Below are 14124 nucleotides of genomic sequence, written 5' to 3'. Positions count from 1 at the left end.
TCCGCTCAGCCGCCGTAGGAGCCGTGCGAACCGTGCGAGCCCGAGCAGCCGAAGCCGCCGCGGTTGACGGCCGTGCTCTTGCTGAACGTCCCCTCGTCGGCGAACCGGCCGCTCGGCTTGTCTGCCCCGTAGTACCACTGGGCGTCCACGGACTGCTTGCCCGTCGCGCCGCCGCGGCCGTTCTTGCCGTAACCGCCACTCGTACCGCTGCTTCCGGAGGACGAGCCGCCGCCCGCCGAGCAGTTCTTGGCGTCGACGACGCGGTAACCCGTTCCCTCGGCATAGCTGTTGCGGTCCACACAGCGCTTGTCCGGCTCTGAGCCGCAGGACGTCAGAGCGGCGGCCAGAGCGCCCATCCCGCCCAGGATCACCGTGCTCGACCGCAGCCGCCGCCGTGCCTTCTCCGCCATCGCTTCGTCTCCCCCGTTGCCGTCCGTGTCTGAACGGGGGCCAGCCTAGGGGGGTGGCTTTCCGCTCACCAGGAAGGCCCTGCCCCGGTTCCGACTTCTCCCCCTAAAGTCGCTTCATGGTCCTCGGGATGATCTGCGCGCTTGCGTCGGCTGTGTGCTTCGGTACCGCCTCCGTCTTCCAGGCCGTGGCGGCCCGGACGACCCCACCGGGCACCGCCTCCGGTGTGGATCCGCGCCTGCTGCTGCGGGTGCTGACACAGTGGCGCTACCTGCTCGGACTCGCCCTGGACGGGGTCGGTTTCCTCCTGGAGCTGGTGGCGCTGCGGTCGCTGCCGATCTATGCGGTCGGGGCGGCGCTCGCGGCGACCCTCGCGGTGACGGCGGTGGTCGCGGCGCCGGTGCTGCACACCCGGCTCAGCCGCGCCGAGTGGGGGGCGGTGGGCGCGGTCTGCGGCGGTCTCGCGCTGCTGGGGCTCTCGTCCGGCGCGGAGGGGCATCTGCGGGGCGGCTCCGGACTCCGCGTCGCGGTACTGGTCTTCGCGCTCGCCGTGCTCGCCTCCGGCGCGCTGGCCGGCCGGCTCCCGGACCGTGCCCGCGCGGCGGTCCTCGGCCTGGGCGCGGGGTTCGGTTTCGGGGTGGTGGAGGTCGCCGTACGCCTCATCGACGACTTCTCACCGTCCGGCCTCCTCACCAACCCCGCGACCTACGCCCTGCTGATCGGCGGCGGCGCCGCCTTCCTCCTGCTGACCTCCGCCTTCCAGCGCGGTTCGGTGACCACCGCCACCGCCGGCATGGTGATCGGCGAAACCATCGGCCCCGCCCTGGTCGGCGTCGCCTGGCTCGGCGACCGTACCCGCGCGGGCCTGGCGCCGCTGGCGGTGACCGGTTTCGCGTTGGCGGTGGCGGGGGCGCTGGCCCTGGCGCGGTTCGGGGAGGCGCCGGCCGCGGAGCGGTCACCCGAACCGTCGTGAGTGCGACGGGAGTTGCCGGTACGGGGGGGGCTCCCGGGTGCGGGCGGCCGGCGGCCGGGCGGGGGGCGCGGAAACGCCGTGGAATCCCCGGGCGCACGGCCCGTAGGGTAATCCGGCCGGTACGTCGTACGTTCGAAGGATCAGGGGACCAGGCCATGGCAGAAGGCACCTCGACGCTCGGCGGAATGCCCGGAGAGCTGACGCTGCGTCACCCCACGCCCTCGGACCACCCGCGTCTCCAGGTGGCCCTGGCCGACTGGTGGGGCGGCCTGGGCGGTGCGGCGGGCGCGCTGCAGCGGCAGTTGCTCGTACCGCGCCTGTTCCTGCAGCACTTCGCCGGCACCAGCTTCCTTGCCGAGCGCCCCGACGGCGCGCTGCACGCCTTCCTGATCGGCTTTCTGTCCCAGACGGATCCCGGGACCGCGTACATCCACTTCGTTGGCGTGTGCCCGGACGGCAAACGGGGCGGCGTCGGCAGTGCGCTGTACGATCGCTTCTTCGCTCTGGCCCGGGAGGCCGGCCGCAGCCAGGTCCGGTGCATCACCAGCCCCAACAACCGCGATTCCGTCGCGTACCACACCCGGATGGGGTTCCGTCTGGAGCCGGGCGACCGGACCGACGAGCACGGCCTGCCGGTGCAGGTGGATTACGACGGGCCGGGGCTGGACCGGGTGTCGTTCGTCAGGGAGTTGTAGCCGGCCGCGGCCCTCCGGCCCTCCGGGCTGTCCTGGGGCCCAGCGGTCACGTTCGAAAACGGGGAGAGTACGTGTCACAACCCTCCGGGGCCGACAACCGGTCCTTTCGCGTCGATCTGCGCGGGATCGTCGATCTGCTCAGCCATCATCTCTACGCCAGTCCGCAGGTCTACGCCCGCGAGCTGCTGCAGAACGCAGTGGATGCGATCACCGCCGCGCAGCGCGCCGACGACGGCCCGCGCCGGGCGGGCCGGATCGAGATCACTTCGGGTGATGCCACCGACGACGGCTCGCTGACCATCAGCGACAACGGCATCGGGCTGACCGAGGCGCAGGTGCACGAGCTGCTGGCGACCATCGGCCGCAGCTCCAAACGCGATGAACTCGGCTTTGCCCGGCACGAGTTCCTGGGACAGTTCGGTATCGGCCTGCTCTCCTGCTTCATGGTCTCGGACGCCATCGAGGTGACCACACGCCGGGCCGGAGAGCCCACCGTGCTGTGGCACGGCAGCTCCGACGGCAGCTACACGGTGCGCCCGGCCCCGGACGGCGGGCAGCGCGCGGCGGCGGGCACCACCGTCACCCTGCGTCCCCGCCCCGGCTGCGGCCGGCTGCTCTCCCGCGCCTCGATCACCGAGCTGGTGGAGCACTTCGGCGCCCATCTGCCGTACCCGGTCACCGTGGACGGCAAGCAGATCACCGGCGGCACGGCGCCCTGGGACCGCCCCGTGGACGAGGGGCCGGACCGGCGCCGGGCGCGGTTGGCGGCGTACTGCCAGGAGGTCTTCGGCTTCGCCCCGTTCGACGTGGTGGATCTGTCCGTCGGCGAGGCCGGGCTGCGCGGCGTCGCGTTCATCCTGCCGATGCCCGCCAACCCGGCGGTCCCGGCCGCGCATCGCGTCTACCTCAAGCAGATGCTGCTCGCCGAGGGCGCGGAGCGGCTGCTGCCGGAGTGGGCCTTCTTCGTGCGCTGCGTCGTGGACACCTCCGAACTGCGGCCGACCGCGAGCCGGGAGGCCCTCTACGAGAACGACCTGCTGGCCGACACCCGCGAGAAGCTGGGCGAGGCGCTACGGGGCTGGCTGGTCCGGCTGAGCCGGCAGGACCCGGGGCGGCTGCAGGAGTTCCTGCGCGTCCACCACCTCGGCGTGAAGGCGCTGGCCCTGCACGACGACGCCATGCTGCGGCTGGTGACGGAGTTCTGGCCGGTGGAGACCAATGCCGGGCCGCTCACGCTGCGCGAGTTCCATGAGCGGTACGGAGTGATCCGGTTCACCCCGGCGCTCGACGAGTTCCGGCAGCTGGCACCTGTCGCCGCGGCGCAGGGCCTCGCGGTCGTCAATGCGGGATATGTCTACGACACCGAGCTGATCGACCGGCTGATCACCCTGGACGACGGGGTCGAGGCCGAGACGCTGCGGGCGGCCGATCTGACCACCCACCTGGAGCGGCTGAGCGCCGCCGAGGAGCGGGCCATCGCCTCCGCCCTGGCCACCGCCGAGGGTGCCTTGGCCGGGCTCGGCTGCGATCTTCTCGTCCGGTCCTTCGAGCCGTCCGGGCTGCCCACGCTCTATCTCCTCGACGGGGACACGGCGTTCCAGGCGGACCTGCGGGAGGCGACGGAGCAGGCGGACGAGGTGTGGACGGCGGTCCTCGGCAGCTTCCGGGCCGCCGAGGCGCCCCGGCCCCGACTGGTGCTCAATCACCGCAATGCGCTGGCCCGCCAGGTGCTGGCGCTGACCGATCCCGACCTGCGGGCGACGTGCCTGGAGGGCCTGTACGTGCAGGCCCTGCTGCTGGGGCATCACCCGCTGCGCCCGGCCGACACGGCCGCGCTCAACCAGTCCTTCCTCGGCCTGATCGGCCGGGCCGTCGCCGGAGGCGCCCAGTGAGTTACACCGAGCAGGAGCTGCGCACGCTCTTCCGCACGACGTACGGCATGCCGGCGGGCGACGCCAAGTTCGCCGCCCTGGACGAGGTGATCCGCCATGCGGATGCGCTCGGGCTGGTGGAGTTCGCCTTCCAGGTGCGTATGGAAGCCACGTCGGTGTTCACCAACAGCTGGGCGCCCACCAAGGCCCTGCTCTCCTTCTCCTGGTGTCTGGCGGCGTACGACCGGGAGCCGGAGCGGTTCGGCGGCCAGGCCGAGCACCAACTGCTGTGGCAGTACAAGTGGATGATCTGGATCGTCAGCCTGTTCCCGGAGATTGCGCTCACCCGGGCGCACGACCTGCTGGACGACATGGAGAGCCGTTACCGGCGCGGCGGCCACAGCCTGCACGCCGTACTGCAGCACCGCGGCATGTTCGCGGAGAGCCTGGGCGAGCCGGCGCAGGCCCAGGAGTTCTACGAGCGGATGGCGCGCACCCGGCGGGACGGGCTCTCGGACTGCTCCGGCTGCGTCCCGACCAGCCAGGTGCGCACCCTGGTGGCGCTGGGCCGCGACGAGGAGGCGATCGTGACCGGTGAGCCGGCCCGTAACGCCTCGTGCGCCAAGCAGCCGCAGTGCATCGACTCCGAACTGCTGCTGCCCTATGTCCGCGCCGGCCGCAGCGAAGCGGCCGTCGATGCCCACCACCGCGCCTACCGGCGGATACGTGACAACCCGCACCACCTCGAACAGCTCCCGCTCCATCTGCTCTTCTGCGTCCACACCGGCAATCCCGGCCGGGGCCTCGATCTCATCGAGCGGCACTTCTCGTGGCTGGACCGGTTCACCACTCCGCTGACGGAGATGGACTTCGCCGCGGCGTCGGTCGCCGTCCTTGCCGGGCTGGAGGCCGCGGGCGAGGGGGCGCTGCCGGTGCGGTTCCCGGCCTCCCAAGGCCGGCGGCGTCCGGACACCACGGTCGCGGCGCTCGCCGCCGAGCTGCGGCAGCGGGCCGTGGCCCTCGCCGAGCGCTTCGACGCCCGCAGCGGCAACGACTTCCACGGTGCCCGCGTCCGGCGGTGGATGGCGGCCGGCGTGATCGGCGCCCCCGTCGCGATTTCCGGCCCTGCCGGGGCCCCCGCCCGCCCGTCCGTCACTCCCCCGGAGGCAGCGCCCTGATCAGCGCCTCCAGCCCGCCCGCGAACGAGTGGTCCGGCGGCGTCCCGTACGCCACCACCAGGGCGTCCCGCGCGGCACCCGGCGCCGACGGTTCCCGGAAGGTGCTCAGGCCCTCCAGCGCCAGCCCCTGCCACCGGGCCGCCTGGACGATGGACTGCTCCGTGCCCGGCGGGAGTTCGAGTACGGCGTGCAGGCCGGCGGCGATGCCGGAGACATGGACGTGCGGCGCGCGGTCGGCCAGGGCCGCCACCAGCTGGTCGCGGCGGTGCCGGTAGCGCAGCCGCATACCGCGCAGATGCCGGTCGTACGCGCCGGAGGCGAGGAACTCGGCGAGGGTGAGCTGTTCCAGTGCGCCGGACTGCCATTCGCCGGTGCGTTTGAGGGCCAGCACCGGGTCGACGAGGCGGTCCGGCAGCACCATCCAGGCCAGTCGCAGCGCCGGGGCGAGGCTCTTGCTGGCCGTGCCCAGGTAGACGACATGGTCGGGGTCCAGGCCCTGGAGCGCGCCGACCGGCTGGCGGTCGTAGCGGAACTCGCCGTCGTAGTCGTCCTCGAAGACGTAACCGCCGGTCGAGCGGGCCCAGTTGACGGCGGCGGCCCGGCGGTCGGGGTGCAGGGAGACGCCGGTGGGGAACTGGTGGGCGGGGGTGAGCAGCGCCGCGGATACGTCATCGAGGGCGGCCAGCTCCTCCGTACGGGCGCCGTGTTCATCGACGGGGAGGGGGACGGTGCCCAGTCCCGCGCGGGTGAGGACATCGCGGTGGAAGAAGAGCCCGTACGACTCGACGGCCACCCGCCCCGCCCCCGCGCCCAGCGCCCGGCTCAGGAGCCCCAGCCCCTGCATGAACCCGGCGCAGACGACGATCCGGTCCGGGTCGGCGCGGACCCCGCGGGCGCGCGCCAGGTAGTCGGCGAGGACGGTGCGGAGTTCGGGGCGGCCGGCCGGTGAGCCGTAGCCGAAGGCCTCGCTGGGGGCGGCGGTCAGCGCGCGGCGGGCGGCGGCCAGCCAGGCGGTGCGGGGGAAGGAGGAGACGTCTGGCCGGCCGGGGGTGAGGTCGAAACGCGGCCGGTCGGCGGGGCGGGCCACGCCGGGGGCGCGCCGGGCCGGGCGGGGGGCGTCGCGGGCCGGCGACCGCTCGGCGACGCGGGTGCCGGAGCCCTGGCGGGCGCTGAGCCAGCCCTCGGCGACCAGTTCGGCGTAGGCGTCGGCGACGGTGTTGCGGGCGATGCCGAGGTCGGCGGCGAGCGAGCGGGAGGACGGCAGGCGGGACCCTGGGGCCAGCCGGCCGGACCGTACGGCGTCGCGCAGCGCCCGCAGCAGGGCGGCCCGCACCCCTCCGGGACCCGTGAGGTCCAGATGCAGGTCCCGCCCGAAAGTGGCCCAGGAATTCTCCATGGAAGTGGACCATACAGGGGTGCCATTGCCCACGTAGCGTCGTAGGCATGACGACACGGACAACGCCCGACGCGGCACCTCAGACGCCCCATCCGCACGGCCCCCGCCTGCAGTGGGCCAAACTCGCCCCCGAGGTCTTCAAGGCCATGGTCGCCCTCGATTCGGCGGCCAGGAAGGGTCTCGACCCGACGCTGGTCGAGCTGGTCAAGATCCGTGCGTCGCAGATCAATCACTGCGCGTTCTGCATCGATATGCACATCAAGGACGCCAGGAAGGCCGGCGAGACCGAGGAGCGCATCTACCTCCTCAATGCCTGGGAGGAGGCCGAAGCCTTCTACTCCCCCAAGGAGCAGGCCGCCCTCGCCCTCACCGAGGCCATCACCGTCCTGACCGACGGCTTCGTCCCGGACGCCGTCCATGCCCGCGCCGCCGCCCTCTTCGACGAGGCCGAGCTCGCCCAGCTGATCGCCCTGATCACCACCATCAACGCCTGGAACCGCTTCGGCGTCTCCACCCGGATGGCGCCGGGGCAAGGGTGACCGCCGCAACCGCCACCAGCACCGGGAGGAACGGATCCACCCCGGCCGAGCTGACCCGCCTCATCTCGCTGATCGCGGTCATCAACATCTGGAACCGGATCAACGTCGCGATCCGCACCCCCGTACGCGCACACCCCCTGACGCCGCCAGGAGACACCTCATGACAGCAGCAGCCCTCCGCGCCCTGCACCACGGCCCCGGCCTGCCCCTGGTCCTGCCGGGCCCCTGGGACGCCGCCGCCGCCAAGGCGTTCGCCGACGCCGGGTTCCCGGCCCTGGCCACGCCCAGCGCGGGCATCGCGGCCTCCCTCGGTTACCAGGACGGGAGCACCCCGGCGGACGAGATGTTCGCGGCCATCACCCGGATCGTCCGGGCCGTGGACGTGCCCGTATCGGCGGATGTGGAGGCCGGATACGGGCTGTCCGTCAAGGAGTTGGTGAGCCGTCTCGCGGACGCCGGGGCGGTGGGCTGCAACCTGGAGGACAGCGACCAGGCGTCCGGCGTCCTGCGGGAGGCCGAGGCGCAGGCGGACTGGCTGGCCCGGGTACGGGCCGAGGCGGGCGACGCGCTGGTGATCAATGCCCGGATCGATACGTTCCTGCGGGGCGACGAGGGCACGCAGGAGGCGATCCGGCGCGGCCGGCTGTACGCGGAGGCGGGCGCCGACTGCGTCTACCCGATCCTCGCCCCGCCCGCGCTGCTCGCCGAACTGGCCGCCGCCATCGGCATCCCCGTCAACGCCGTGGTCACCCCGGACGGCCCGTCACCCCGCGAGCTGGGAGCCCTGGGCGCGTCCCGGGTCACCTTCGGCCCGGGGCTGCAGCGCCGGGCGATGGCGGCCGTGGCGGAGATGGCCGAGCGGTTGCAGCGGGAGCTGCGGGAGGAGCCGCGGGAGGAGAGCTGAGCCGCCCCGGTCCCCGGGGCGCCCGGTGGAAGCCCCCGGTGACCGCCCACGCCCCGCACTTCACCGTCACCGGCATCGCCGCCGGTCTGCACGCCGTGCTCCAACTCCCCGACGGCTCCTCCGACTCCGCCGAACGCGCCGCCCTGCGCGCCGCCCAGTGGCAGGGCCTGGCCCTCGACGGCCTCTCCGGCTACCGCCCCCCCCGGCCGCCACCATGCCCCCGCGCCACGGCCTGGTCATCGGCTACGCGACGCCCACCGACCGTGCCTTCCCCGGGGCCCTGGAGGCCCTGTGCCGGGCGCTGCCGCCGACGCCGTAGCGAGACCCGCCCCTGCCCGCTACGGCGCCGCACGGGCTTACTGGCCGGCGAACTTCCGGCTGATCCCGTCGAAGACGCGCTGCGCCTCCGGGCCCAGGTGCGGGCCCGCGAGCCAGGTGTGGGCGTTGGAGCTGATGGACGTATTGGAGACGAGCGTCAGCTTGCCGCCGCGGTTGACGAACCAGCCGCCGCCCGAGGTGCCGCCGGTCATCGTGCAGCCGATGCGGTGCATGGCGGGTGTGCCCTGCTGCATGGTGAGGCGGCCGGGGCGGGCGGGGCAGTTCATCATCCGGGCGCCGTCATAGGGGGGCGCGGCCGGGTAGCCGAAGGCGTCCAGGGAACTGATGCCGTCGGCGGAGGGGCCGTTGAACCAGACCTGGGCGGCGGCTCCCACCGTCTCCTGCAGCGACTTGCCGCCGCCGTTCTCCGGCTTCACATGCAGCACCGCGAAGTCGTAGGCGGAGCCGCCGTTACCGCTCTCCTCGCTGCCCATGTTCATCCACTCACCGGAGGTGGTGATCCAGTCCGCCCAGAAGCGGCCGTACGGCGTGACCTGCTGGGCCGGCGTGCTGTTGACCTGGTTCATCGGGACGCCGTTGTCGTTGTAGGACGGCACGAAAACGATGTTGCGCATCCAGCCGCCCTGCTTGCCGGAGTGGACGCAGTGGCCGGCGGTCCACACCAGGTTGGACTTTCCGGGGTGGGCGGGGTCCTCGACGATCGTGCCGGAGCAGACCATCGGGCCCTTGGGGCTGTCGAAGAAGATCTTCCCGACGGGGGCCATGTGCTGGTGGTACGGGCGGGCGACCTGCTCGGCGGTGATCGGCCGCGGCTCGGGGTCGGTCGCATCGAACTCGCTGCCCGCGCCGGTGGCCTTCACCCCGATCTCGGGGGCGGCCTTCGCCTTCGCCAGGCGGTCCGCCTTCCAGTGGTCCTTGATGATCGGATTGGCGAAGTCCTGCGCCTTACGCGCCCACTTGTCCCAGTTCTGCCAGCCGCCGTCCTTCCACTTCTTCAGGTCGTCGATGCTGGTCGGCATGCCCTTGGGAAGCTTGAGGCCACCCTCGCCGCCCGCGCCCTTCTCATCGGCGGCCGAACTGCCGGGCCTGCCCGCGGCGGCGTTGTCGCTGGGGCCGCAGCCGGTGACGGTAACGGCGAGCACGGCGGCGAGCGTCGCGGCCGCGGCGGTGGTACGGCGAATGGATGGCATGGTGCGGGGTCCCCCTGCTGCGTACACCGGCGCACCGCTCCGCGCGACGCGCCCTCTTGTCATGCCCCCGGCCGGGGGCGCGCTCTACTATGCCGCCACACGGCAGGGGGCGAGTGGCCGGGAGCCGCCTACGGCGTTACCGCCGGGCCACCCGGGGGTCGCGGTACCCGGGATGCGGCTGGTGCCGCATCCCCGATGACCCGTAACGGAACTCCGCGAGCTGTTTCGCCGTCGGGTACCACCTGCGGTCACAGCGACGGCACCACCACCGCCAGTTGTCCCAGTCGGTGTCGGTGGTCGTGGTGTCCTTCCACAGCCAGTCGTCACAGTCCTGGGTGGGGCACTTCGGCGGCAGCGGCATGGCGGCGGGGCCCTTCGTCGGCGGCAGGCGGTCCCCACACTGCTGCGCCTGCCGCCGCGCCGTGCGGGGGATCGCCTGCCGCCATCCGGACGGGTGACGGCGGCGGTGGACCGTTCGCTACCAGGGCTCCGTCGTCCGCCCCGTCGTGGCGAGCCAGAGGGCGGCGAACGCGGTACGGGAGCGGGCGTCGCCGTCGTCGAGCTCCGGGAGCCGTCCGAGGAGGTCGATCACCGCTCCGAGGTGCCCGACGCGCGCCGCGTGCTGGATGAGCAGTCGGGTGGGGTGCGCCTGCCGACTGCGTGGAGTTTGCCGCAACTCGTCGTAGGCGGCGGAGAGTTCGGCCAGATCGTCAGGGGTCGGGGAGAGGGGGGTGAGGTGCCCGGCGGCGGGTCTGAGCGACTCGGCCACCACACGGACGTCCCGGATGCGCGAGCGCGCGAAGGCGGGGTCGGCGCGCCGGCGGGCGGCGGTCTCCTCCCACGCGGCCAGGAACTCGTCGCACAGGGCGTGGCGGCCGGTACGCACCAGGTAGACCAGATACGCCTCGACGGAGGGGTGATGCGGCTCCGGTTCGGCGTACCACGCGGCGGGTCCCCACAGCGCGCGGGCCTCGTCCTGGCGCCCGCATTCGGTGAGGGCCCAGATGACCGCGAGACGGTTCTGCCAGGCGTGGACCTCCGGGACGATCGTCCTGTGCGCGAGATCGAACCACCCGTCCGCACGCGCCGGGTCGCCCAGCGCCTCGTACGCCCCACCCATCGCGGCCGCGATGAACGCGGACTCGTGGCTCATCCAGGAAGCCTCGTCGGCCTGCCACATGCGGTCCTTCTCGGCCCTGGCCAAGGCGGCGCGGGCCTCGCCCGTCCGGCCCTCCCGGGCAAGGATCATCGCCACTTCGGCGGACGCGGCCACCCGCTCGCCCGGAGGGTGAATGCCCCCGGCTATCTCGATGGCCTGGTCGGCCGCGCCGCGCCGCGCGCAGAGCCGGGCGGTGAGCCGCAGGTTCCGGAAGCGGCGGTCGTCTCCTTCGTCCCCGTACGCGCGCCCGTGGTGTGCCTGCTCGATGAGGTCCTCGACCGTCGCCCTGTCGCGCGGCGGCCAGGGGGTGTTCCGCAGCTGCTGCCGCTGCCGCTGCTCGATCTCCTCCCGGTTGTAGCTCAGATTCCAGCCGGAGCCCTCCCCGTCGTCGAGCAGTTCGCTCGCGGCCCGTGCGTCCGGTACGACATCGAGCGCGCCCCAGCGCACCGGCCAGGCCAGGCGCTTGTGCACCGTCCAGGCGAGGACGCCGTCCAGCGACTCGGCTTCCCGGCCGTCCGGGGCGATCACGACGCCCTCGGGGAAGGCCGCACACCATGTCGTGTCGTCGGGCGCGAAGTAGTTCGTGTCGAAGAACCACACCTCGCTCAGCGGCCTGAGGGCCTGCGGCTCCCGGAGGAAGGTGAAGTCGCCGAGGACGTCGCCGGATCCGGCCCGCAGGAACCGCAGCGTGGTGGGGCTCATAGCGACCAGGACATCGTCGGCGCCCCACAGCACCACACCGGTCTCGGGCGGTACGTCCAGGGTGCGCAGCCGGCGTGGCGCGTCCCCTTCCAGCGACCACACCTCCACCCGCCCGTCGGCCGTGAGCCAGGCTCCCGCCTCCCCGGACGGGGACCAGGCCCAGGAATCGGCGAAGACCAGGTCTTCGGGCACCGGCGTGACGTCGAGGCGGTAGCGGAAGCGGGTCCCGTCGTGGATGAGGACGCCGGGCTCGGCCCCGTCGGCGTTGCCCTCCCCCACCAGGGCCGCCAGCCGGGGCTCGGCGCCGCGCATGCCCCACCGCAGCGCGGACACGCCTCGCTGCCCGGGTCCCTTGCCGTGCGGCCCGCCGGTCGCCGCGTCGAGGAAGCGCAGGCCGTCGTGACAGTGGACCAGCAGCCGGTCATCGGGGCTCCACGCGGCGGGTCCGCCGATCCCGGCGAGCAGGCGCACCTGTCCGGAAGCGACGTCGACGACGAACGCCTTCGTACGGTCCGGTCCCCCGCCCAGCGCGTGCAGCCGGGTGCCGTCCCGCGACCAGCGGACATGGTCGGCCTCGAGCGCGACGGCGCCGTGCACACGCACCTGCGCGGTCCGCAGGCGCTCCCGCAGCCGCTCGGCCAGCAGGAAGGGGTGCGCGGGCGGCGCCTGACCGGGAGTCCAGTGCAGCGCGCCCCGCCCCAGAGGGACGACACAGCCGCCCACCTCACACGGTGACGCGGAGGCCACGAAGGCCCGCCTGCCGTCCGGCGACAGCGCCCACACGGGCGGCCAATCCGCGTCGTCCGCCACCCTGGCGGAGGCGAAGGGGGCGACGGCCCAGTTGTTGTCCCTGAGGGCGGGGTCGAACGGATCGAAGACCTCGACCCAGTTGGTGTTGTAGACGAGGCCGATGCGGCTGCTGTCGGCCGACCACTGGATGCCGCCCTCGTGGCCCGGCCGGCCGATGCCGCCGTTGAAGCTGCCCAGCATGTTGACGCAGCGTCCGGAGGCCAGTTCCCAGATCGCCAGGGTGCCGCCGGCGTCGCGTTTGTCGCCGACCCAGGTGCCGGTGGCCAGATAGCGGCCGCAGGGGCTGAGTGCGTAATCGCTGATCTCCGACTTATGGCCGTCGCCATGGAGCAGATGCACGCTCTCCGTGGCGCGGATCTCGCGGGTGGCGGCGCGGTGCTCCTCCGTGATGCCCTGCTCGCGCTCCAGCTTCAGCAGCCGCGCCCGCAGTGCCAGCAGATCCGAGACCGCTCCGGGCTCGCGCTCGGCATCGTCGGCCGCGTCCTTGTCGTCGAGCAGGGAGCGCAGCGCCCCGCCGTCGCATATCGGGAGGCCCCGCCGGCGTGCCTCCTGCAGATTCTGTCCCCCGTCGGTGAAGAGGTACTCGGAGAACACCAGATCCGTCCGCCCGGACACCGCCCCCGTCACCCGGGCGCCCAGCTCCTCCAGCCGCCGCTTCACCTCACTTCTGCGCAGGCCGTGGAAACGGCCGACGAGCACAATCGTCATTCCCCGTACGTCCATGCTGCAGACCGTAACCGCAGCCACCGACAACGCCGCCCAACGTCCGCTCCGGAACGGACAGTTGGCGGGCCAGGGTGCCCCGGTGACAGAGACTCGAGCGCGCCGCGTGCGCGGCTGCGTCGGCAGGTGACCGCGTACCGCCGGCAGGTGACCGCGTAGCACGCAAAAGAGGCGGGCGGCCGCACGCGCTTCGCGTACGGCCGCCCGCCCCGGACCGGCGTCACATCGGACGCCGCGTCCCGGCTACCGCTTGGGCAGCCACTTCTTCCAGACGTCCGGGTGCTTGTCCACCCACCGCTTCGCCGCCTCATCGGCCGAAAGGCCGCTCGAGGCGATCGATTCGGAGACCTCGTTCTGGTCGTCCTTGGTCCACTTGAAGTTCTTCAGGAATGCCGCGGCACTGCCGCCGCTCTTGGCGAAATCGGCGTTGAAGAACTTCTGGAGGGGGGTGGTGGGATAGGCGCAGTCGATGGACTGGGGGTCCTTGGTGCCCTTGGCCGCGCAGGCGTCCGTGTACTTGGGGAGTTTGACCTCCACCATCGGCACCTGGTTGAAGAGCCACTGCGGCTCGTACCAATAGGAGAGGAACGGCTTTTTCTGCTTGGCGAACTGCTGGATCTGGGTGATCTGTGCCGCCTCGGAGCCCGCGAAGACGACCTCGTAGTTGAGCTTGAGGTTCTTCACCAGCGCCTTGTCATTGGTGACATAGGACGGTGAACCGTCCATCAGCTGGCCCTTGTTGCCGCTCTCCGAGGTGCGGAGCTGCTTGGCGAACTTGTTGAGGTTCTTCCAGTTCGTGACCTCGGGGTGCTTGTCGGCCCAGTACTTGGGGACGAACCAGCCGATGTGGCCGGTGACGCCGTTGCCGCCGCCCGCCGTGATCGTCTTCTTGTCCTTGACGTAGCGCTGTTCCTGGTCGGGGTGGCCCCAGTCCTCCAGGATCGCGTCGACCCGACCCTGACTGAGGGCGTCCCAGGCGGGGATCTCGTCCACCTGGACGGTGTCGACGTGGTAGCCCATCTCGTGTTCGAGGAGGTATTTGGCGACCGCGACGTTGGACTGGGCGCCGACCCAGGTCTGTACGGAGAGGGTGACGGACTTGGAGCCCTTCGCCGCGGCGAACGGCGAGGCCTGTTTGGTCATATCGGCCTTGCCGCAGGCGGAGAGGGACAGGAGCAGCGCTCCGGCCACCACCGAGGTGCCGGTGATCTTCGCGAGGGTACGAGTACGGGACATG

Annotated in this window: 13 protein-coding genes; 7 read left to right on the top strand and 6 right to left on the bottom strand. The window is 72.4% G+C overall.

The annotated features are described in order from the left end of the window. Positions 1-5 precede the first annotated feature (5 nt). Positions 6-410 (bottom strand): hypothetical protein, encoded by a 405-nt coding sequence (locus ACZ4S3_RS07360; protein ID WP_467927592.1) that lies wholly within the window; start codon positions 408-410, stop codon positions 6-8. Positions 411-526: 116 nt separating this feature from the next. Between ACZ4S3_RS07360 and ACZ4S3_RS07355 the strand changes: the two genes are divergently transcribed. The 4 genes from ACZ4S3_RS07355 (at position 527) to ACZ4S3_RS07340 (ending at position 5125) form a co-directional block, all read left to right on the top strand. Then, the gene (locus ACZ4S3_RS07355) at positions 527-1381 is read left to right on the top strand and encodes a hypothetical protein (protein ID WP_467927590.1); all 855 of its coding nucleotides are present in this window, start codon (positions 527-529) and stop codon (positions 1379-1381) included. Positions 1382-1536: 155 nt separating this feature from the next. Further along, on the top strand, positions 1537-2076 hold the full coding sequence (locus ACZ4S3_RS07350; protein ID WP_467927586.1) for a GNAT family N-acetyltransferase: 540 nt from the start codon (positions 1537-1539) through the stop codon (positions 2074-2076). A gap of 71 nt (positions 2077-2147) precedes the next feature. Continuing rightward, positions 2148-3968, top strand: a complete 1821-nt coding sequence (locus ACZ4S3_RS07345; protein WP_467927584.1) for an HSP90 family protein — start codon at positions 2148-2150, stop codon at positions 3966-3968. After that, complete coding sequence (locus ACZ4S3_RS07340) at positions 3965-5125, top strand: hypothetical protein (protein ID WP_467927581.1); 1161 nt, start codon at positions 3965-3967, stop codon at positions 5123-5125. Before ACZ4S3_RS07345 ends, ACZ4S3_RS07340 begins: the two co-directional genes overlap by 4 nt. Here the strand turns inward: ACZ4S3_RS07340 and pdxR are convergent. After that, on the bottom strand, positions 5100-6521 hold the full coding sequence (pdxR, locus tag ACZ4S3_RS07335) for a MocR-like pyridoxine biosynthesis transcription factor PdxR (RefSeq protein WP_467927577.1): 1422 nt from the start codon (positions 6519-6521) through the stop codon (positions 5100-5102). The two genes, ACZ4S3_RS07340 and pdxR, sit on opposite strands and share 26 nt — an antisense overlap. Positions 6522-6568: 47 nt before the next feature. On the opposite strand from pdxR, the gene ACZ4S3_RS07330 reads away from it, so the two are divergent. Genes ACZ4S3_RS07330 through ACZ4S3_RS07320 form a run of 3 tightly spaced genes read left to right on the top strand, consistent with a single transcriptional unit; the run spans position 6569 to position 7964 of the window. After that, entirely contained in the window at positions 6569-7060 is a 492-nt protein-coding gene (locus ACZ4S3_RS07330) for a carboxymuconolactone decarboxylase family protein (RefSeq protein ID WP_467927572.1), read from the top strand. Beyond that, positions 7057-7224 carry a hypothetical protein gene (locus ACZ4S3_RS07325; protein ID WP_467927568.1) on the top strand — a complete coding sequence of 56 codons (168 nt, stop codon included), beginning with the start codon at positions 7057-7059 and terminating at the stop codon, positions 7222-7224. Before ACZ4S3_RS07330 ends, ACZ4S3_RS07325 begins: the two co-directional genes overlap by 4 nt. Beyond that, the gene (locus ACZ4S3_RS07320) at positions 7221-7964 is read left to right on the top strand and encodes an isocitrate lyase/PEP mutase family protein (RefSeq protein WP_467927564.1); all 744 of its coding nucleotides are present in this window, start codon (positions 7221-7223) and stop codon (positions 7962-7964) included. The genes ACZ4S3_RS07325 and ACZ4S3_RS07320 overlap by 4 nt, the downstream gene beginning before the upstream one ends. Positions 7965-8320: 356 nt before the next feature. Here the strand turns inward: ACZ4S3_RS07320 and ACZ4S3_RS07315 are convergent, their stop codons facing one another. The 4 genes from ACZ4S3_RS07315 to ACZ4S3_RS07300 form a co-directional block, all read right to left on the bottom strand. Next, positions 8321-9493, bottom strand: coding sequence for a trypsin-like serine peptidase (locus tag ACZ4S3_RS07315; RefSeq protein ID WP_467927560.1), 1173 nt, complete (start codon positions 9491-9493; stop codon positions 8321-8323). Between the two features lie 136 nt (positions 9494-9629). Further along, positions 9630-9854 (bottom strand): hypothetical protein, encoded by a 225-nt coding sequence (locus ACZ4S3_RS07310; protein ID WP_467927556.1) that lies wholly within the window; start codon positions 9852-9854, stop codon positions 9630-9632. Positions 9855-9971: 117 nt separating this feature from the next. Then, on the bottom strand, positions 9972-12887 hold the full coding sequence (locus ACZ4S3_RS07305) for a WD40 repeat domain-containing protein (protein ID WP_467927552.1): 2916 nt from the start codon (positions 12885-12887) through the stop codon (positions 9972-9974). 243 nt (positions 12888-13130) lie between these two features. Beyond that, positions 13131-14123 (bottom strand): ABC transporter substrate-binding protein, encoded by a 993-nt coding sequence (locus ACZ4S3_RS07300; protein WP_467927549.1) that lies wholly within the window; start codon positions 14121-14123, stop codon positions 13131-13133. Between the last annotated feature and the right edge of the window lies 1 nt (position 14124).

It is taken from the genome of Streptomyces sp. NPDC028368 (assembly GCF_055565615.1).
Note: the sequence above shows the minus strand (reverse complement) of the source record. Positions and strands in the feature narration are given on the sequence as shown.

Coding starts and splice junctions, on each gene's coding strand:
- ACZ4S3_RS07360 (WP_467927592.1), bottom strand. CDS start 410: ATGGCGGAGAAGGCACGGCGGCGGCTGCGGTCGAGCACGGTGATCCTG.
- ACZ4S3_RS07355 (WP_467927590.1), top strand. CDS start 527: ATGGTCCTCGGGATGATCTGCGCGCTTGCGTCGGCTGTGTGCTTCGGT.
- ACZ4S3_RS07350 (WP_467927586.1), top strand. CDS start 1,537: ATGGCAGAAGGCACCTCGACGCTCGGCGGAATGCCCGGAGAGCTGACG.
- pdxR (WP_467927577.1), bottom strand. CDS start 6,521: ATGGAGAATTCCTGGGCCACTTTCGGGCGGGACCTGCATCTGGACCTC.
- ACZ4S3_RS07330 (WP_467927572.1), top strand. CDS start 6,569: ATGACGACACGGACAACGCCCGACGCGGCACCTCAGACGCCCCATCCG.
- ACZ4S3_RS07320 (WP_467927564.1), top strand. CDS start 7,221: ATGACAGCAGCAGCCCTCCGCGCCCTGCACCACGGCCCCGGCCTGCCC.
- ACZ4S3_RS07315 (WP_467927560.1), bottom strand. CDS start 9,493: ATGCCATCCATTCGCCGTACCACCGCCGCGGCCGCGACGCTCGCCGCC.
- ACZ4S3_RS07310 (WP_467927556.1), bottom strand. CDS start 9,854: ATGCCGCTGCCGCCGAAGTGCCCCACCCAGGACTGTGACGACTGGCTG.
- ACZ4S3_RS07305 (WP_467927552.1), bottom strand. CDS start 12,887: ATGGACGTACGGGGAATGACGATTGTGCTCGTCGGCCGTTTCCACGGC.
- ACZ4S3_RS07300 (WP_467927549.1), bottom strand. CDS start 14,123: ATGTCCCGTACTCGTACCCTCGCGAAGATCACCGGCACCTCGGTGGTG.